General features: G+C 49.2%; 18 protein-coding genes and 1 pseudogene. 5 read left to right on the forward strand and 14 right to left on the reverse strand.

From position 1 onward, the window contains the following. The first annotated feature begins 3 nt into the window (after window positions 1-3). A complete protein-coding gene (locus C3B52_RS29935) occupies window positions 4-759 on the forward strand; it encodes a putative protein N(5)-glutamine methyltransferase (protein WP_103110007.1) in 756 nt (251 codons plus the stop codon). 2 nt (window positions 760-761) lie between these two features. Here the strand turns inward: C3B52_RS29935 and C3B52_RS29940 are convergent. Then, window positions 762-1,280 (reverse strand): annotated as a pseudogene (locus tag C3B52_RS29940) (DUF2199 domain-containing protein). Between the two features lie 179 nt (window positions 1,281-1,459). On the opposite strand from C3B52_RS29940, the gene C3B52_RS29945 reads away from it, so the two are divergent. Both C3B52_RS29945 and C3B52_RS29950 read left to right on the forward strand, forming a co-directional pair. Beyond that, a complete protein-coding gene (locus tag C3B52_RS29945; protein WP_103110008.1) occupies window positions 1,460-2,635 on the forward strand; it encodes an NAD(P)/FAD-dependent oxidoreductase in 1,176 nt (391 codons plus the stop codon). 47 nt (window positions 2,636-2,682) lie between these two features. After that, on the forward strand, window positions 2,683-3,573 hold the full coding sequence (locus C3B52_RS29950; RefSeq protein WP_103110009.1) for an RNA polymerase sigma-70 factor: 891 nt from the start codon (window positions 2,683-2,685) through the stop codon (window positions 3,571-3,573). Window positions 3,574-3,633: 60 nt separating this feature from the next. On the opposite strand, the gene C3B52_RS29955 is transcribed toward C3B52_RS29950, so the two are convergent. Further along, window positions 3,634-5,700 (reverse strand): methyl-accepting chemotaxis protein, encoded by a 2,067-nt coding sequence (locus tag C3B52_RS29955; RefSeq protein ID WP_103110010.1) that lies wholly within the window; start codon window positions 5,698-5,700, stop codon window positions 3,634-3,636. A gap of 306 nt (window positions 5,701-6,006) precedes the next feature. Here C3B52_RS29955 and C3B52_RS29960 point away from each other — a divergent pair, with 306 nt between their 5' ends. Together C3B52_RS29960 and C3B52_RS29965 are read left to right on the forward strand one after the other, a co-directional pair. Then, a complete protein-coding gene (locus tag C3B52_RS29960; protein ID WP_103110011.1) occupies window positions 6,007-6,588 on the forward strand; it encodes a DoxX family membrane protein in 582 nt (193 codons plus the stop codon). 273 nt (window positions 6,589-6,861) lie between these two features. After that, entirely contained in the window at window positions 6,862-8,514 is a 1,653-nt protein-coding gene (locus tag C3B52_RS29965) for a peptide ABC transporter substrate-binding protein (protein WP_103110012.1), read from the forward strand. Window positions 8,515-8,586: 72 nt separating this feature from the next. Here the strand turns inward: C3B52_RS29965 and C3B52_RS29970 are convergent, their stop codons facing one another. The 12 genes from C3B52_RS29970 to C3B52_RS30025 all read right to left on the reverse strand — a co-directional run bounded on the left by C3B52_RS29970 (window position 8,587) and on the right by C3B52_RS30025 (window position 19,032). Next, window positions 8,587-9,411 carry an urease accessory protein UreD gene (locus C3B52_RS29970; protein WP_103110013.1) on the reverse strand — a complete coding sequence of 275 codons (825 nt, stop codon included), beginning with the start codon at window positions 9,409-9,411 and terminating at the stop codon, window positions 8,587-8,589. A 1-nt stretch (window position 9,412) separates the two neighbouring features. Further along, complete coding sequence (gene ureG / locus C3B52_RS29975; RefSeq protein WP_103110014.1) at window positions 9,413-10,024, reverse strand: urease accessory protein UreG; 612 nt, start codon at window positions 10,022-10,024, stop codon at window positions 9,413-9,415. A 45-nt stretch (window positions 10,025-10,069) separates the two neighbouring features. After that, window positions 10,070-10,771, reverse strand: coding sequence for an urease accessory protein UreF (locus tag C3B52_RS29980; RefSeq protein ID WP_103110015.1), 702 nt, complete (start codon window positions 10,769-10,771; stop codon window positions 10,070-10,072). Then, window positions 10,752-11,204 (reverse strand): urease accessory protein UreE, encoded by a 453-nt coding sequence (ureE, locus tag C3B52_RS29985; protein WP_103110016.1) that lies wholly within the window; start codon window positions 11,202-11,204, stop codon window positions 10,752-10,754. The genes C3B52_RS29980 and ureE overlap by 20 nt, the downstream gene beginning before the upstream one ends. 11 nt (window positions 11,205-11,215) lie before the next feature. Then, window positions 11,216-12,928, reverse strand: coding sequence for an urease subunit alpha (gene ureC, locus C3B52_RS29990; protein ID WP_103110017.1), 1,713 nt, complete (start codon window positions 12,926-12,928; stop codon window positions 11,216-11,218). Then, on the reverse strand, window positions 12,925-13,248 hold the full coding sequence (locus tag C3B52_RS29995; RefSeq protein ID WP_103110018.1) for an urease subunit beta: 324 nt from the start codon (window positions 13,246-13,248) through the stop codon (window positions 12,925-12,927). Before C3B52_RS29995 ends, ureC begins: the two co-directional genes overlap by 4 nt. Before the next feature lie 35 nt (window positions 13,249-13,283). Continuing rightward, a complete protein-coding gene (locus C3B52_RS30000; protein WP_103110019.1) occupies window positions 13,284-13,586 on the reverse strand; it encodes an urease subunit gamma in 303 nt (100 codons plus the stop codon). Window positions 13,587-14,015: 429 nt separating this feature from the next. Beyond that, the gene (locus C3B52_RS30005) at window positions 14,016-14,630 is read right to left on the reverse strand and encodes an ABC transporter ATP-binding protein (RefSeq protein WP_103110020.1); all 615 of its coding nucleotides are present in this window, start codon (window positions 14,628-14,630) and stop codon (window positions 14,016-14,018) included. Next, window positions 14,620-15,564: an ABC transporter ATP-binding protein gene (locus C3B52_RS30010; protein ID WP_103110021.1), complete on the reverse strand. Its 945-nt coding sequence runs from the start codon at window positions 15,562-15,564 to the stop codon at window positions 14,620-14,622. The genes C3B52_RS30005 and C3B52_RS30010 overlap by 11 nt, the downstream gene beginning before the upstream one ends. 28 nt (window positions 15,565-15,592) lie before the next feature. Continuing rightward, a complete protein-coding gene (locus C3B52_RS30015; protein WP_103110022.1) occupies window positions 15,593-16,408 on the reverse strand; it encodes an ABC transporter permease in 816 nt (271 codons plus the stop codon). Next, on the reverse strand, window positions 16,405-17,382 hold the full coding sequence (locus C3B52_RS30020) for an ABC transporter permease (protein ID WP_103110023.1): 978 nt from the start codon (window positions 17,380-17,382) through the stop codon (window positions 16,405-16,407). The genes C3B52_RS30015 and C3B52_RS30020 overlap by 4 nt, the downstream gene beginning before the upstream one ends. Before the next feature lie 27 nt (window positions 17,383-17,409). After that, entirely contained in the window at window positions 17,410-19,032 is a 1,623-nt protein-coding gene (locus C3B52_RS30025; RefSeq protein WP_103110024.1) for an ABC transporter substrate-binding protein, read from the reverse strand. Window positions 19,033-19,129 lie beyond the last annotated feature (97 nt).

The raw sequence follows: 19,129 nt of genomic DNA on the forward strand, positions 1-19,129 counted from the left end.
AAAATGATCGCAGACAAGCTTCGGGCAGCCGGTTGTGTTTTCGCAGAAGATGAGGCCAAAATTCTTATCTCCTCAGCACGGACCACTGCTGAACTAAATGATATGGTAAACAAGCGCATCACAGGCTTGCCCCTCGAACACATTCTCGGTTGGGTCGAGTTCTGCGGTCTGAGGATAGCCGTGGATACTGGAGTCTTCATACCACGTCGACGTACCGAGCTTCTAGTCCGCCATGCTATCAGCTTGGTACGGTCAGGGTCCGTAGTTGTGGATCTGTGCTGCGGATCAGGCGTATTAGGTGCCGTGATAGCTGCAAATCTTGAGCGGATCGAGCTGCATGCGGTTGACATCGACCCTGTCGCAGTAAGCTGCGCCCATAAGAACATTACAAGCGCCACTGGTCACATCTATGAAGGTGATCTTTATGAACCTCTGCCCTCTACATTACGGAACCGTGTCGACATCCTAATCGCTAATGTACCCTACGTACCAACCGAGTCAATCAAGCTACTTCCCCCAGAGGCCAGAATATATGAAGCGCACGTGGCACTTCATGGAGGTGAAGACGGACTCGACGTTATGCGACGAGTAGCAACCGATGCAGCACTCTGGCTGGTTACGGGTGGTCACTTGTTCGTCGAGACTAGTGAGCGTCAGGTGCCGCTTGTCGTCAAAATCTTCGCACTGAGCGGGTTAACTCCGCAAGTGGTAACAGACGAAGAACTAGAAGCTACCATCGTTATCGGAACAAGAACCTGATCTCAACTCCCTTGACACAATGCTTCCGCAATCTCAATCACCCGCGCTCGTGTTATCCCCGTTCTTTGCTCAATCGATAATGGATGCTCCGTCAATTCCAGCTCGATATACGGACGAACTCCGACAGGTCTCGTATGAACGAGGGTTTTCATATGCAAGGTCGTATCGGGATAACACTACAAAGAAGTGGACAGCCAGCCAAACATCGGCTCCAGTTCTTTTTCTCTTCCTTCTTCTTCCCAGTTTAAATAAGTTCGCTTGAAATTTTCTTTGCTAAGCGATACCCATACATTCCAAATAAATGTGTCTTCGCTATCTATCACGGGAATCTCGATACACCCGCGGACAAAATAATGCTCATCATCAATCACACATAATTCCTCATTCATCAAGCAGCGCTCGTCCCGTTCTTCGGGGGCTAATGAAAACCAAAGAGCAGGCGCTGGACTCCCGTAGCTGAGTGGAAGCTCCTCATGCACATTACCGCAGCATGCACACGTATACCCTTTTTGAAACGTCATATTACATCTCCTACTCCTTGTGATGCATCCTTTTTGGGTTTGGTTGAAGCTTGCTGCATGTATTTTCCAATTTTATCAAACTGGTTCTTTTTTCACAATGAACCGACGCTTCCCTCGCCTTGTCACAAACCTCCCCCTCCCCTCGTTATAAGGAAAACTGCAGCGAGGAGCTGATTCACATGAAAGAAATAACTTGTGTAGTCGTCGGTGGAGGCTATGCAGGCATACATGCTGTCAAAGCGATGCGAGAAAAATTGGCTGGTCGGAGCGTTCGCATGATTTTACTGGATAAAGAGCCCCATCATTTGCGAAAAGTCTTGTTGTTTAAGCCAGCTGTCAGTAAAGATGCAGAGATTGCGCTTCCCTTGAACCGCATTTTTCCTGAAGGCGTCGAATTCATTCAAGGCACGGCAACTACCATACAAAAAGACGAAAAGATCCTATTGTACCAAGACCAAAAAGGCAGCTCACAAGCCATTCATTACGACATCCTCGTTCTTGCCGTGGGCAGTGTCATCCGCCGGGCAGAGCCGGGGCAGGGAGGGATTGCGCTATCAAGTGTTGAGGCAGCCGTATCCATCCGTGAAGCCTGGCAGGCAAATATGCGAAAAGCTGCTCAAGAGCAGAATCCAGAAGAACGTCAGCGTTTGCTTACAGTTACAGTAGCGGGAGCGGGAATTAGCGGAATCGAGACTGCGGCGGAGCTGGCTTATGCCATGCGCGAGGAAGCGGCACGCCTCGGACTGCATCCTTTGGCAGCAAAAATTTACCTCATCAATACCGAGAATCGCCTGTTCCCGGATGGACCAGCCAAGCTTGGACGCAGGCTGGAGCAGGCGCTAAATGACTATGGTGTATCGGTACTGCATGGACAAAAGGCATTGCGGGAACAAGACGGGATCGTGACGCTGTCTGGTGGCAGTACCCTCTCAACTGGACTTTGCATCTGGTCGCTCGGACTCCTCCCCAATCCCCTCCTTCGTACCATCGGCGTCCCTATTTCAGCGCAGGGACAGGTGATTGTCGATGCATCGTATCGTGTGAGCGGTGCGCCTGGCGTATACAGTATCGGGGATTGTGCCCGGATCATCGACCCCACCAGTGGGCAAGCCGATCGGATGACGTGCAAAGAAGCGACAGCTCAAGCTGCGCGACTCGGAAGTGTTGTAGCGGCTGATCTGGATGGTACCCCCTCCCCTGCACACAAAAGCTTCATGGAATTTTTCTGCATCGGATTGGGACCTGAGCAAGGTATCGTATGGACACGTAAATGGGGACTGGATATTATTTTGACAGGGAAGCTCGGCTGGAAAATCCGTCAATACACCTGGAATATAGCTAGCATGCTGCACTAAAAACGAGATCAAATCTGATTTACGCGAAAAAAGGAAGTGAATCAGGGATGGAGCTGTTGTACCAGACTTACAAAGGACTGCTGTTTTCTCTTGCCTACCAGATGACCGGCTCTGCTGCGGACGCTGAGGATATCGTGCAGGATGTGTTCGTAAAAGCACATCAGGTCCAGCTTGAGCAAATGGCAGATCCCAAGGCCTATTTGTGCAAAATGACCACCAATCGCTGCCTCGACCTCTTGAAGTCAGCTCGTAAAAAGCGGGAGCTGTACACGGGACCGTGGCTGCCTGAGCCGATCAATACTCCTGTTTCCGATGCGGCTGAATCTGTGATCCAAAAAGATCTGCTCTCCTATGCCATGCTCGTCCTGCTAGAGCAGTTATCGGAAACGGAGCGGGCTGTGTTTGTCCTACGCGAAGCGCTTAGCTTTGACTATGAGGAAATCGCCCAGCTCGTCGGAAAAAGTGAAGCGAACTGTCGCAAAATCATTAGCCGTGTGAAAGCCAAGCTCGGTATTACCTCTGTGGAGGAGCACGCTCTGTTTGCCCCGGAAAAATCAATCGAGGAGCAATGGGTTAGCCGTTTTATTGACGCGCTTGAGCACGGAAAAATGGACACACTGCTTGGCATGCTTGCCAAAGATGCCGTACTCCTGTCAGACGGTGGCGGCAAAGTTTTGGCTGCGATTCACCCAATCGTTTCTGCTGAACGCATCGCCCATTTCCTTTTCGGCCTGATGCGCAAAACAATTCAACCGCTAGGACTTCGCGTAGAGCTGTTACCCTTGAACAACCAAGTGGGGCTTGTCATCTATCATGGCGATCAAATCGATACTGTCGTATTCCTGCATATTGAGGAACAGCAGATTTCCCGCCTCTTTTTCATCAGAAATCCTGATAAACTACAGGCTGTTCAGGACATCGGCGAGCTGCTTGAATAAACAAAGGGAGACCTACAGTTTGTCAGCTGTTTGGTCTCCCTTTTCCTTGTTTGTTGGCTGCTACAGCTTGAAGCGATTCACGATTCCTTCGAGTGTCTCGGTATAACCGACGTTGTGCTCAGAAATCGTAGCCATTTGGCGATTATTATCTGCAATAATACGTGATTGCTCAGTAATCGCCTCTACGCTGTGCCCGCTTTGATTCATGGAATCGGTCACTTGCTCAACCACCATGATCACGCTGCTGATCGTCGCATTCAGCTCTTCAAAGGACGCACTGAACTCGGTCAACAGCGTGTTGAAATGGCGGGCATCCTGATTGTATTGCTCAGAGGTATCGATCAGCTTCACATAATCAGGTCGAACCTGTCGATCGATGTACTCCAGTACACTGGAGGAGCTGATAGCCAAATGCTTGACCGCTTCTTGTGTCCCTCCAATGATGCGCTGAATATCCGTAACTACATCGGCAGACTGCGTAGCCAGCTTGCGAATCTCATCAGCAACGACAGAGAAGCCTTTTCCGCTCTCCCCAGCACGCGCCGCTTCGATAGCTGCATTCAATGCCAACAGGTTGGTCTGCTGGGAAATATGCAGGATCGCATCGACGAGCTGATTGATCTGTTCCATAGATTCTGTTGTTTGCGTGATCGCCATCTCCGTTTGCTGCTTGACCTCCGTATAAATCTGCGAGGAGGTTTCCTGTGCTACTACGGAGCTCGCTTTTAGCTGATCTGCACGCGTGCTGACATCCTGAGAGGTTGCAGCAGCCTCTACCGTTTTTAGCGAAATTGAGTGAATAACGGCTTGAATATCGTTTAAAGTGGCATTCATCTCTTCCGTTGCAGCCATTGTCTCCTGCATATGTGAAAGCAACACAGTCGTTGCCTCTGCCGTTCCTCTGGATTGCTCGCTTACCTCATCTGTAGATTGCTTTACTTGCTGGGCATTGTCAGCTACAGCATGAGACACCGCCACCAGCTTTTGGACAACCTCGCTTAGATGCTCACGCATGAGCAGAATCGATCGCTCCATCAAGCCGATTTCATCCATTTTCTTCGTAACATCGAGTTGAATTTGTTCACTTAAATCAAAATCAGCTGTTTTTCCAATTACCTTGCGCATTTTGTCAATTGGTCCCGTAATCCAGCGACTGACCACAAAGGACAGAACCAACGCCAAGGCAACAGCGATGACCATCTTGATCAAGGCACCCGTCAGACTATCCGCAAGCATTTGCTCCAGCTCGGAATTGTTATACTGGATTTCAATAACACGCGAGCGACTGAGATCATTGGACTGCTCGTCCAGCTTATATGGAATAAATCGATGCGTTTGATTTTGACCCTCTACTTTTTCATCGATTTTTTTCATCTGCTGGGTTTGAAAAGCTTCTGTAAAGGTTGGTAGCAGGTGTTCAGGTACGCGCAACGCTTTGCCATCGCTCCCCTGCTTCCCGAGTGCGTAGCCATCGTGTGAATAGACCGTGATGTTTTTGACGATGCTGTATTTTTTCGTAATTTCCTCCGATACCTCAAGGAAATTGAACGTTTGGAAGAGCTCGCTATCCTGCAAATTGACGCTTACTTCCAGCAAATATTTGTTGTCATGTGTAGGCATGTAAGCAAACTTTTTGATCTGCCCTGTATTCACCGATACTTCCATGCCATCTGCCGAAAACTCATTTCCATCAATCCGCTTTTTCAGCAGCTCCGTAAACACTCCCGCATTGCTGAAATCAAGACCGACATCAGATTGTACGCTGGAATGAACGACCTTGATCGATCGATCCATAACGAAAATGTCCATGGCATATTGCTTTTGGAGAGCGGCATAGTCCCACGATTGAACATCAGGGTTTGCTTCGTATGTTTTTGCCAGCATGGCTAGTGATTGCTGCATGCGCTTTTCCATGTCTTTTTCGAAAACGCCATACACCAGGTCTACATTCTTGATCGAATTTGTGACGTGATCTTCAACTAATTGATACTGTACAGATTTTTCCGAGATGATGTTTTCCTTGAGCTGACCGTAGTCAATGACAGACAATACCGTCGCCACCAACATGGTAAACAAGGAGATGGTGATCATTAGCTTTGTACGGAACGAGATCATTTTTTGCGTCATGTTTTTCTCCACTGGATATCATTGTATTTATGCCAAATCCCAACATAATTTACCACCCAGTTACTGTCAATGCCATTCATAATAGACGGTATTGTAAATTTATTGTAAATACATACACAATTATCCTCTTCCCTACAGCCACCTATATTTTCCAAAATACCTATTAACAATGTGCCAATAGTGTCAATGAACACCTCATGAACTTATGCGAGAAGATGCACCAGACTGTATATCCTTGTGTTAGAATTTCCTGGAACAATTATCCTTTATAGGAGATCTTTATTGCAGAACGAAGGAGGAGTAGAAATGGATTTGCGAAGTCAGGCAAGTAAAGAAATCATTATTCCTGAAAATCCTGTTTCCCGATTCTTATTCACAAGCACCAGATCTGCAACACTTTGGCTACTCATCAGGCTGTATGTCGGTTACGTCTGGATTACCTCCGGATGGAAAAAAATCACCTCGGATGCGTGGACGGGTGAAAACGCAGGAAGTGCCATCCAGGGCTTCATTAAAGGGGCTTTGGCCAAAGCGGCAGATGGCAAGGACGTAACATCATGGTACGCCTGGTTCCTCGAAAACACCGTTCTGCCAAATGCTAAGGTGTTTGGCTTTATGGTTGCATACGGGGAACTTCTCGTCGGTCTCGGACTCGTTGTTGGCTTATTGACAGGGATCGCTGCATTTTTCGGCGGACTGATGAACGTCAGCTTCCTCTTTGCTGGTACTGTAAGTACGAACCCGCTCCTGTTTGTTTTTGCTACGTGGCTCGTTATGGCTTGGAAGGTAGCAGGCTGGTATGGTTTAGACCGTTGGGCACTGTCTTATTTGGGAACGCCTTGGACAAGATCCAAATCGCGTGATGCTGGATCGTACCTCGATCGATAATGTAAAAATAAAGAAGTAACTCCAAGTGAGTGCCTGTACAAAACCAAGCGAAGCCAACACTTCAGTGGCTTCACTTGGTTTTTCTTGGTTTTATGTAATTTATACCCACTTACTTCCTATTTGAGGGACAAGTTGTATGAATTTACACTTTATTTCACTCCTTTTTTCGACAATACGTTTATACACATTGGTGAATGACTTCACTTTTTACCTGATTTACCCTGTAATTACGTTCTAATTTTTAAAATTTTTAGATAAATACAGGGGGTCAGAATGAAAAAATGGCTATTAGGTTTATTTAGCACAGCTTTTCTCTTTAGTCTTGTAACTGGTTGCAGCACGACAGCACCAGAGAGCGCAAAGCCTGCTACTACCACACAAACTCCCCAAACGACAAAATCAACGGACACAGCATCGACAGAACCGATGGTCTTGCATTGGAGCATCACTGGGGAGCCACCGACGATGGACCCGGGTATTGCCACAGATGCCTCCTCCATGGACATGATCAATCTGGTCTATGAAGGACTGACAGCAGTTGATCGCCAAGGACAAATGATCAACGCCGTAGCCGAGAGCTTCACCAATTCCCCGGATTTCACGCAGTTTCATTTCATCATCCGCAAAGACGCCAAGTGGAGCAACGGTGATCCCGTTACCGCGCATGATTTTGAATACGCCATCAAGCGCAATCTCGATCCGCAAACCGCTTCCGGTTATGCCTACCAGCTCTTCTACATCAAAGGCGGCGAGGAGTTTTTCAATGGCACTGGAAAAGCAGAGGATGTCGCTGTCAAAGCAACGGATGACTACACACTCGATTTTACCTTGCGCTCCCCGACACCGTGGTTCCGTGAGCTGACATCCTTCACTACCTACTATCCTCTCCACAAAAAATCAGTGGAAGGCAATCCAAAATGGGCAGGAGAAGCCGCTTCAATCGTGGGGAACGGTCCTTTCCTGATCGACAGCTGGGAGCATAAAGCCAAGCTGACCTTCAGCAAGAGCCCAACTTATTGGGACAAAGCAAACGTCAAGCTGGACAAGATCGACATTGCTGTAATTGAAGATAATAATACTGCTCTGTCTATGTTTGAAAACGGTGATCTGGACTGGGGAGGATACCCTTCCTTTGGCTTATCCCCTGACGCCATCGGGCAAATCAAGGATGAAGGCAAGCTGGTCGTTGCCGATAACCCGGGAACCAAGGCTGTCATTTTCAACACGCAGAAGCCGCCGTTTACCAATAAAAAGATTCGTCAGGCATTCGCCTATTCGATTGACCGCAAAATGCTGATCGACAACATCCTGCAGACAGGGGTGCCTGCCGCATATGGCTGGGTTCCGACCTCGATGGGACTCAATCCGGATGGCTATTTTAAAGAAGACATGGAAAAAGCGAAGCAGCTGTTAGCCGAAGGAATGCAGGAGCTGGGACTAAAAGAGTTCCCGAAGGTTACCTACTACTATGACACTGGGGAGACTGACAAAAAAATCGCTCAAGCCCTTCAGGACGAATGGAAAAGAACATTGGGAATCAACATCGATATTCGCACATCCGAGTGGAAGGTATTTAATTCGGACGTTCAGAGCGGAAAATATGACTTCGGGATTTGGCTATGGGGTGCGGACTTTAACGATCCGATCAACTTCCTGGAGATGTACAAGGACAAAGAAGGCGGCAACAACGTCGTTCGCTTTGACAACAAGGAATACCGCGACCTCTTGAACAAGAGCTACTATGAAACCGATCCTGTCAAACGCAAGCAGCTGATGTTTGATGCTGAAAAAATTCTGATGGAGGAAATGCCGCTCGCCCCTCTTCACTTCCGTGGAAATGCGTATGTGAAAAACGATAAGGTAAAAGACTTCGTCATCTTCCCGCTGGGCGGCTCTTACTTTAAATACGCGTATATCGAAAAATAGACGCGAACTGAAATTGATTTGTCCAAAAAGAACAGGCCACCTGCTATGGTAGCCTGTTCTTCTTATTCCTTTTTAATACTTTCTCAGAGACACTGGGTCCAGATTAAACCATTTTTGGCGCACATAGCGTGTACACTGTTCAAACAGCTGCTCGATTTCCTGCGTTGAGGAAGCTAGCACACGAACGGCAATTCCCGGAATGGTAAGGGCCGAACATCCGACTCTACCAGTAATTCCGCATTCAGCTATCACCGCCTGAAGCTCGTCCACAAACTCCGTAGCAGCCTGTTCCCCGATAATCAGCATAGAGCCATAATGCGTGTACCCTTCAAAAATTCCGAGCGCCTGCATGTTTTGGATGTCTGGCTGCAGCCGTAGATGATCGTGAACAACAAGCTGTTCATCCATATACACTTCCGTTTTTAATTGCAGCATACGATAACGATACAGCTCACCGTCAGGAGACCAGCCTGGCGTAATGATATCTGAAGCGATTAGCACTGCACCACGCTCCATGCGAATCGTCGTCTTTTGCCGATAACGAGCATCCTGATACGCGATGATTGGATCAGGAATATACTCCAGAAAGCCGCCCTTTTTCACTTCGATATCCGTCTCCTGAAGAACCGGCTCGGATTTTGTTTTATAGATTTTCGTGGAGGATTGGGTGGTCAAGAGCATCTGTGCACCCTCTGCAACCACTATTTCCATGCGGTAACGATCGCCGTCTACATAGCCCCCGCCCGGATTCATCAAATAAAAGCTCGCTTGCCCGCTTTCATCCAGGTAAATAGGCCGTGTGACCTTGAACGCTCCCTGAAAATACACATGGGACGCAATGGTCTTCCCGAGCTTATGTCCCGCCTCCAACCGCAAAAATCCAGTCCAGTCAGCCATGCTATTCCAGTCCTGCAAGCATTACGTTTTTCTTGATCCAGTCCACGACCTCACCCAGGCCCGTTTCATCCTTCAGGTTGGTGAAAAAGTATGGCTTGTTTCCGCGGAACGTCAGTGTGTCTTTCTCCATTACTTTCAGGTCAGCGCCAACATAAGGAGCCAGATCCGTCTTGTTAATGATGAACAGATCAGACTTGATCATGCCTTGACCGCCTTTGCGCGGGATCTTTTCTCCTTGTGCTACGTCAATAATATAGATGGAGCAATCAACCAGCTCAGGACTGAAGGTAGCAGCCAGATTGTCGCCGCCACTTTCTACAAAAATGATCTCGACATCCTCATGTCTAGTGATCAGCTCGTCGATCGCAGCAAAGTTCATCGAAGCATCCTCGCGAATCGCCGTATGCGGGCAGCCACCGGTCTCCACACCGATAATACGGTCTGCTGGCAGAACACCATTTTCCATCAGGAATTTTGCATCTTCCTTGGTGTAAATATCATTGGTTACGACAGCCATGCTGAACTCTTCATGCATGCGTCGAGTCAGCTTTTCCACCAGCATCGTTTTCCCGGCCCCAACCGGACCGCCTACTCCAATTTTTACTGGTTTCATTTTCTTTCCCTCTTTCTACTAGTTCCTGTTCAACATTCTCTATAATCAGCTGCTGAATATTCGAATGTTTAATTGCTCATGCCTCATCTGTGCCAGTTCTAGGCCAGGCGTCACAATCCCCAGATCATCATGGTCAAGCTGTTCGATTAGCTCGGCTGCCTTCAGCAAAAGAGGCTGCATCTCGCATTGCAAACGCTGTCCCTCTGTCTGACCGAGCGGAATGGCACGTACTCCGTTTTGGATCAATGCTGCCGTCGCCTGATACAAATAGGATAAAACAGCTGTTTTCTTTGGAATCGTCAGATGATGAGCAAGCAAAGTAAACACAATCGCGGGATGGCCGCTGGATTGCTTTGCCTTCACACGTTCCCGGTACGATCGCAGCAGTGGCGAGTCATATAGCTCACTCCCTAGCCGAATCATCCCTTCTCCCATTCTGCGACTGCCCTCTCTCGATTCTCTCGGGAAGTTCTGCACGGTCATCAACCGATCAAGTGTCCAAATCGTCTCCACTTGATTTTGCTCCAGCGCTTCATACGTCAGCCTGCAGGCAAGTCCGTCCGTGTATACCAGCTGCTCATTGACGTATGCCTGCAGCCACTCGTAAAAAGTCTTCTTGCTTGTGACATGATCTTCCTGGATGTACGTTTCCAGTCCAAAAGAATGGCTGAAAGCGCCCGTCGGAAAGTTGGAGTCACATAGCTGCATGAGCGACAGCAGGTGAAAATCAGTGACTGTGGCCGACATGACGAAATGCCTGCTTCACTGTCTTTTTTTCACGAGAGAAAGGAATTCCGAGCTTTTGCAGCAGCTCTTCTACCAAATAATCGTACTGCACCAGCATCTCATCGCCTTCAAATTGAGCAGGCAAATGACGGTTCCCGAGCTGATGGGCAATATCTCCCATCTCTTGCAGGGTGCGTGGGCGGATGACGAGCAAATCATCAGCCAGCACGGAGATGACGATCATGTTTTTCTCATCCATGTACAGAACATCGCCCTCAACCAGATCACGCGGTTCACTCAATCTGATCCCCAGCTCGCGTCCATGGTCAGTCGTAACCCGTTGAATCCGCTTCACGAGCTCATCGCTTTGCATATATACCTTTTCCACATGACGCTTTGCCTTGTCTTCCTGGCTCATTTGCTCCAGGTTCGTTACGATTTTTTCAATAATCACAGGTTTTCACCTCAAAATAAGAAATAGCGCTGAGCCATCGGTACCACTTCGGCTGGCTCGCACGTAAGCAGCTCGCCATCCACTCTTACCTCGTACGTTTGTGGATCGACATGAATTTCTGGTGTTTCTGCGTTCAGCTTCATATCCTTTTTAGTCAAATGGCGGATGCCATGGACAGGCAGGACCTTCTTTTGCAGACCGAGCTTGTGATGCACTCCAGCGTCAAAAGCAGCCTGGGACACAAATGTAATCGAGCTTTGCAGCAGCGCTTTGCCATATGCCGCGTACATCGGACGGTAAATAACCGGCTGCGGAGTAGGAATCGATGCATTCAGATCGCCCATCAGGCTGCGCACGATCATTCCATTCTTCATGATCAGCTCTGGCTTGACCCCGAAAAATGCCGGATGCCAGATGACGAGGTCAGCAATCTTGCCGACTTCGATGGAGCCTACATAGGAATCAATGCCATGTGTAATCGCTGGATTGATCGTATATTTGGCCACATATCGTTTGACCCGATTGTTGTCGCCTACTCCCTCATCGCCAGCCAGCTTTCCGCGTTGCTTTTTCATTTTGTCCGCCGTCTGCCAAGTACGGGAGATGACCTCGCCGACCCGGCCCATCGCCTGGGAATCAGAGCTAATCATGCTGAATACGCCCATGTCGTGCAAAATGTCTTCGGCAGCGATCGTTTCTTTTCGAATCCGGGAATCTGCAAACGCCACGTCCTCAGGAACATTTGGGTCCAAATGGTGACAAACCATCAGCATGTCGAGATGCTCATCAATCGTATTAATGGTATAAGGACGGGTTGGATTGGTGGACGAAGGCAAAATGTTTGAATAGCCAGCCACTTTCATAATGTCTGGAGCGTGCCCTCCACCCGCACCTTCTGTATGGTACGTATGGATGACTCTGCCTTTGATCGCTGCAATCGTATCCTCAACAAACCCGCTCTCGTTGAGTGTGTCGGCATGAAGCGCTACCTGAACATCGTATTTATCGGCAACGCGCAGAGCGTGATCGATGGCAGATGGCGTCGCGCCCCAATCCTCATGTACCTTCAAGCCGATCGCTCCAGCACGAATTTGCTCGGCAAGCGGCTCTTCTGCTGCTGAGCTACCTTTTCCGAGAAATCCGACATTGATCGGCAGTCCCTCAGCAGCTTCCAGCATCCGATAAATATTCCATTCTCCTGAGGTACACGTCGTCGCTTTTGATCCTTCTCCTGGACCTGATCCTCCCCCGATCAAGGTCGTCAAGCCTGATTCCAAAGCCGTTTCTGCTTGCTGTGGAGCAATAAAATGGACGTGTGTATCGATACCGCCCGCCGTCACGATCAAGCCTTCTCCAGCAATTATCTCTGTTGAAGCTCCGACAATCAGATCGACATCATTCATTAAGAGTGGGTTGCCACACTTCCCAATTCCAGCGATAATACCGTCCCTTACACCGATATCTGCTTTGTAAATCCCTGTATAGTCAACGATAATGGCATTCGTAATGACGAGATCGAGTACGCCCTCATCCCGAGTCGCAAGCGGATGCTGTCCCATGCCATCGCGAATGGACTTCCCTCCGCCGAACTTGGCCTCGTCACCGTATCGGGTATAATCTTTTTCAATTTCAATAAACAATTCAGTATCTGCTAAACGGACAGCATCGCCCGTTGTAGGGCCAAACATGTCAGCATACTGTCTTCTGCCCATGCGAAACGTCATACTGCAACCACCCTTTTCAAAACACCTTCCGTTTTGTTGTTCAAACCGTACACACGGCGCTCGCCAGTAAAGGCTACGAGCTCCACTTCCTTGGCATCGCCTGGTTCAAACCGCACCGCTGCCCCCGATGGTACATTCAGATGCATACCAATAGCGAGATCACGATCAAAGTGCAGAGCGGAATTGACTTCAAAAAAGTGAAAATGCGAGCCTACCTGAATCGGGCGATCGCCTGTGTTCAACACGGTTACTTTGCAGGTTTCTCTACCTTCGTTGCAGACGATCTCATCACGCCGTAATACATATTCTCCTGGTACCACTCCAAATTCTCCTTTCATTTTTCAAGACTGCTCGGTTATCGAATTGGATTATGAACCGTTACCAGCTTCGTTCCGTCCGGGAACATCGCTTCGATCTGTACATCAGGGATCATCTCGGCGATCCCTTCCATCACATCTTCACGGGTAAGGATGCTTGCACCCTCACTCATCAGCTGAGCGACCGTCTTGCCGTCGCGGGCTCCCTCCATAATTTCATACGAGATCAACGCCACCGCTTCCGGATAATTGAGCTTCAAGCCCCGCTCCTTGCGACGTCTAGCCAAATCGGCAGCGACGACCATCAAGAGCTTTTCCTGTTCACGATACGTCAGTTTCATCCCATTTCACCTAATCTTTCTGCGTTGATTGATAGACGAACTTTCATGAATACGCACACCAAAGAGACAAACGTTGCGTTTGCTTGGTTTTCATTTGGCACCAAAACGAGTGCACCACGAAAAGACCTTTGCTGTTACTCTTACAAAGACTCCGCAGCTCTAACATAAGGACATTCTTGCAAGGCGTTATAAAAGAGATATGGTTACATGAGGGAGAGCAACCATATTTGGCGATTGCCATGAAAGAAAGGAGGTGGGCTTCTTTCTCCTGGGGTGCCAATAGAAAAAAATAGTATTTCTGAAAAAATGAATACAGAGCTAAAATTTTGGCAATTAAGCTAAATATATTACATGTTTTCTAAACAGTATAGCCTAAATATGGCACGAAAATGGCAAGGATATCTCTCAATCACTCTCTTTCATCCTCGTTTATGTTTTTTCATTCGTTATCGTCAAATCAACAACTCGTGTACACAGGCGATGAATCAGGTTTTTCTCATGGCTAATCACGAGTACGCCCATATTCTCTCTACGGGCAACTTCCTTCACAACCTGCCAAATTTGGGCCTGTGTAATTGCATCCAGCATCGCTGTCATTTCATCCGCAAGCAAAAAGCGTGTCTGTGGGTTAAGTGCCCGAGCTACGCAAAAACGTTGCAGCTCTCCCCCGGAAAGCTCATTCGGAAAACGCCCCAGCCACTCCTGCTGTACGCCAAGCTGTTCTAGCAAGGACTCGTCTGGAGCACCACCCTCTGCCAGCGTGCGACTCATCCTCCAGCGAGGATTCACCGCTTTCTCCGGATGCTGAAAAACGAGCTGTACGGGGTGATAGCCAGAGGCAGTAAGCGGCGCTCCGTCCAAAAGCACCTGCCCCTCATGCGGTTTTTCATAGCCAGCCAGAATACGACAGAGTGTCGATTTCCCAAAACCGCTAGGACCAACCAGCCCCACGATCTCACCTGATTGGATCGATATGTCTACCCCTCGCAGTACCCAAAGGTCCCGCTCATAACGAAACCCGATCTGTTTGGCTTCAAGTAGCATGAATACACCTCACCATTCCTTCCCGCACCGTACGCATTGCCGGTCGCTCTGTGCTACATTCCGAAGTCGCTTGCCTGCATCGTGGCTGAAATACACATCCGGCTGGCAGCGCATGTGGAAGCGGCTGAGATCCTGGGATCGGTTCGAAGCCGTTTTGCGGAAGTGCCCTCAACAGGGCTTTTGTATACGGATGACGAAGCGCTTCGCCCTCTCCTGCAAAATCCTGGACAGGTGCGATTTCCACTGTCGAGCCTGCGTAAAATACAGCAATTCGATCCGCGATTTTTAGTGCGGTTTCGATATCGTGCGTAATCAGCATGACACCGCACCCCTGATCCGCTAAATCCCGGAAGTAGCCAAGTGTCTCAGCAACAGCAGCATCATCCAGCCCTGGCGTCGGCTCATCTGCGATCACTAGCCTTGCCCCACTGACCAAGGCGGTAGAGACAAGCACGCGCCGCGCCATCCCCCCGGATAGCTGAAAGGGAAAGAGCTGCTCGACATCAGGGGCGAGCTGGTACCGCTCAAAAACCTCTCGCTGACTGCTGCGCGGATTTCCAGTATGGACAGACGTTTGCACCTGCTTGCCGACACGCATGAGCGGGTCCAAATAATTGACGGATTGCGGAATGAGCGCAATCTCCCTCCCTCGCAGCTCAGCCTGTCGCTTCGGACTAAGTGCCTGACCGTCATAAGAAATGGCGCCAGACAGGCTGGCATTGCCCGGTAAAATCCCCAGTACAGCGTGTGCGAGCAAGCTTTTTCCCGATCCGCTCGATCCGACTACAGCGACGATTTCCCCTGGGTAGATCGATACGCTCAAATTGTTGATGACCTGCAATGTGCTTTGGCGAAGACCGCTCGTATACTGCACAAACGAAACACAGAGGTCCTGCACCTCCAGAAGCGGTGTCTCTCCTGATTGTGTAGTCATAAGTCCTTCCTCCTCTCAAGCTGCTGCCTTATTGGTGAGCACTATGCGGGTCGGTCAGCTTACGCAGGTTTTCCCCTAAAATATCAAACGCCCGTACGATCAAAAGCAGGGAAAGACCCGGAAAAAAGGCCAACCACCACATGCCAGAGGTCAGGTAGCGCATGGATTCAGATAAAATGATGCCAATAGCCGGCTGATGAGGTGACAGCCCCAAGCCGAGAAAGCTGATCGAGGCTTCATGCAAAATCGCATGCGGAAAAAGTAGGACAAACCCTACCAGCAGCTGTGGAAGCATATGCGGCAAAATATGACGACTGGCAATCCACCACCGTGATTTTCCGAGCTTGCGTGAAATGAGGACATATTCGGCTGAACGCAGCTGCATGACCTCAGCCCGAATGACCCGTGCCAGACTAGGCCAATGTGTGAGAGCGATGCCGACCACTACTCCTTTTAAGCCGCCCCCAAGCGTAAACGAAATCAGGATGAGGGCGACAAGATGAGGCACACCCAGCAGCAGATCAATCAGCCAGGTAATGGCATTATCGACTGCCTTGCCCATCGTCGCTGCCAGCATCCCCAGTATGAGCGCAATCACTGCGCTTGCCGTTGCTGCGATGACGCCTACTCCAATACTGACGCTCAAGCCCTTCACCGTTCTCGCCAGCATATCCCTACCGAGCCAATCCGTACCAAACGGATGCGCAAGCGATGGAGGCTCGTTTTTTATCTCAAAATTGGTTGCAATCCGCTCATCGCCAATCAAAAGGGCGGAGGCAATCACTGCAATCAGCAAAAGTGCCGCACATACGGTCGTAATCAACGTTTTCTTTCTGCGGTTCACACTGATTCCCCCTTTCGAATTCGCGGGTCAACCAAGCGGTAAATGATATCCGCCACCAGGTTCCCTACGAAAACAAAGAGAGCACTGCAAATGACAATTCCGAGCAAAAGCGGCAAATCACTGCGCAGCCCTGCCTGAACCGTTGCTTGTCCCAAGCCTGGATAGGAAAACACCTGCTCCGCCAGGACGGTCCCCCCAATCAGCTCACTAAAGGAAGCAAATTGAATCATAATAGCCGGAATCGCTACATTTCGCAGGCCATGTCGCCAGAACAGCACAAAGCCTTTTTCTCCTCTTGCTCTAGCAAATAAAACGTAATCGCTCGCCAGGATATCCACGAGCTTTTGTCTCGTATGCAGTGCCACATTGGCTACACCAAGTATGCTCAGCGTAAGTGCTGGCAGAACCAGATGATAGAGACGATCTGCCAGCGTTACCTGCTCCGCCAACAAGCCTGCCGGAACGCCTAGCCCGACAGGAAACCAGCCCAGCCAGACGGCAAACACAATCACCATCAGCATGCCCAGCCAAAAGGTCGGCGTCGAAGCCAGCGTAAAGCAATACCACTTAATCAGTCGATCGACCCATGTGCCCTGCTTCATCCCCGCGAGTGCACCCAGGACAAATCCCATAATTCCGGAAAACAGCCAAGCCATGCTCATTAAAGCAAGCGAAGCCATAAATCGTTCTCCGATCACTTCCGCCACCGGGAGGCGAAATATCATCGACGTGCCCATATCTCCTTGTACCAATGCTGACCCCCAGTGAAGGAATCTCTCCACTGGGGACTTGTTGAGACCCCAATACTCTGCAATTGCTTCTCTTTGCTCGAGGCTTACTCTTGTCATGTCAGCACCGACATACGCTTGTATCGGGTCAAGTGGAGAGTAGCTCACGAGCCAAAATGAGAGCACACATAGGGCGATGAGCAGCGTCGTGAAACGAAGCAGCTTTTTACATAGAAACGCAATCATGTGCCCCGGGCTCCTCCCCTTTTTTCGCTATTCCTTCCAGAACCATTCTACGATGTTGTCTGTAATCGGCCAGCCATGTCCATGTGGCTGAATCTTTGGCTGTCCGATCTCCAGCCCGTCACGTACCAAATACAAATGCTGGCGGTTGACGAGCCAAGCCCACGGCGCATCACCTTTGGCACTGAAGCCGGTTTTTCCATCCCACTGTGCTTTCTTCCAATAGCCCAATGCTTCTTCCTCAGTCGTTGCCTGCAATGCCTTTTCCATATAATCATCGACGACCGGATTGGAATAAAAGCCTGTATTGTACCAGCCGAGTCCTACCGTTTTGCTGCTGTACAGGTTGTACATCTCCAATGGATCATAGCTGCCCCAACCAAACAGGACTGCATTTGCATGCATCATTTTGGCGATGTCATCCCAGCTCTTGCCTTCTACCTTTACATTGATTCCGAGCGGTCTGATCATATCGGACACCGCGATCGCGAGTGATTGGCGAGATGAATCATCTGCTTGGTAAATAAGCGTAAATTGTGCTTTTAGAGAGCCCTTTTCCCGTATTCCGTCGCCATTGACATCTTCCCAGCCTGCTTCTGACAGTATTTGTTTCGCTTGTGCCAAATCACCATCAGCCACTACGGTTTCTGGATTATACCAAGGCATACCATCTGCTACCGAGTAAGCAGGTGTACCGAAACCATCGAATATTCCGTCAACCAGCTTTTTTCGATCGATGGCGATATTAATCGCTTTGCGAATCGCGATATCTGCGGTTACATCGTTTCCGATCGGAACGCCTTCCTTTGTTTTTCCGCCTGCTTTTACGTACGGAAAAAGAATTCCACGGTTATCGACGCTATTGGCAATCACCAGATGCATTCCTGGTATTTGCTGCTTCGCTACACTCGGCAGAACAAAAGCCATGTCGACCTCTCCTGCTTTGGCAGCGGCATAAGCAGCATCCTCCTTCAAGAAGAGAAACGTCAGCTTTTTAAATGCGGATTTTGGTCCGTAGTACTCCGGGTTCGCCTCAACGATCATCTGCTGACCAACATCCCATTGTACGAGCTGGAATGGACCCGAGCCAATCGGTTTCTTGCTGTAATCCGCACCATGAGCGTGCTTCGGTACAATCCCAGTAGAAACGAGAATGCTAACAAAAGTAGATTGTGGATGATTCAGGGTAAATTTGACAGTATGATCATCCAGTGCTTCTACGCTTTTCATGACCGTAACGTCGAGAACCGAACCACTCTTGGCAGCTGTCTCATACGTATAAACAACATCCTCCGCTGTCAATGGATGACCGTCGGAGAACTTCACATCATTGCGCAGCATGACGGTCCAGGTCAAGCCATCAGGACTTACCTCGTAGCCTGTCGCGAGGTCATTGACAATTTTCAAATCCTTATCGCGCTTTAAAATCGTACTCTGAAACAGAGGCGAGCCATAACGTCCCCAGCCTGTTGTCGGGTCCAGCCCATCTTCTGGTTCATAGCCGATCGCTAGAATCAACTCGTCCTTCTTTTTGCTTGAATCCGCACTTGCATTCATCAGCTGTTCTTTTTTTGCTGCACCACAGCCGGCTATAAACATCATCGTGAGCGCAAGCACCCACACGATTGGCAATAGTAAGCGTTTTCTTATCATGAATACCTTTTCTCCTATCCACAAAAATTGTACGGAAGCGTCAAATATGGCGCCAGCGCATAACGAATAAGCCAGCTTCTTCTGCTTTTTTACAAGC

Source organism: Brevibacillus reuszeri (assembly GCF_002897295.1).
Taxonomy (GTDB): domain Bacteria; phylum Bacillota; class Bacilli; order Brevibacillales; family Brevibacillaceae; genus Brevibacillus; species Brevibacillus reuszeri_A.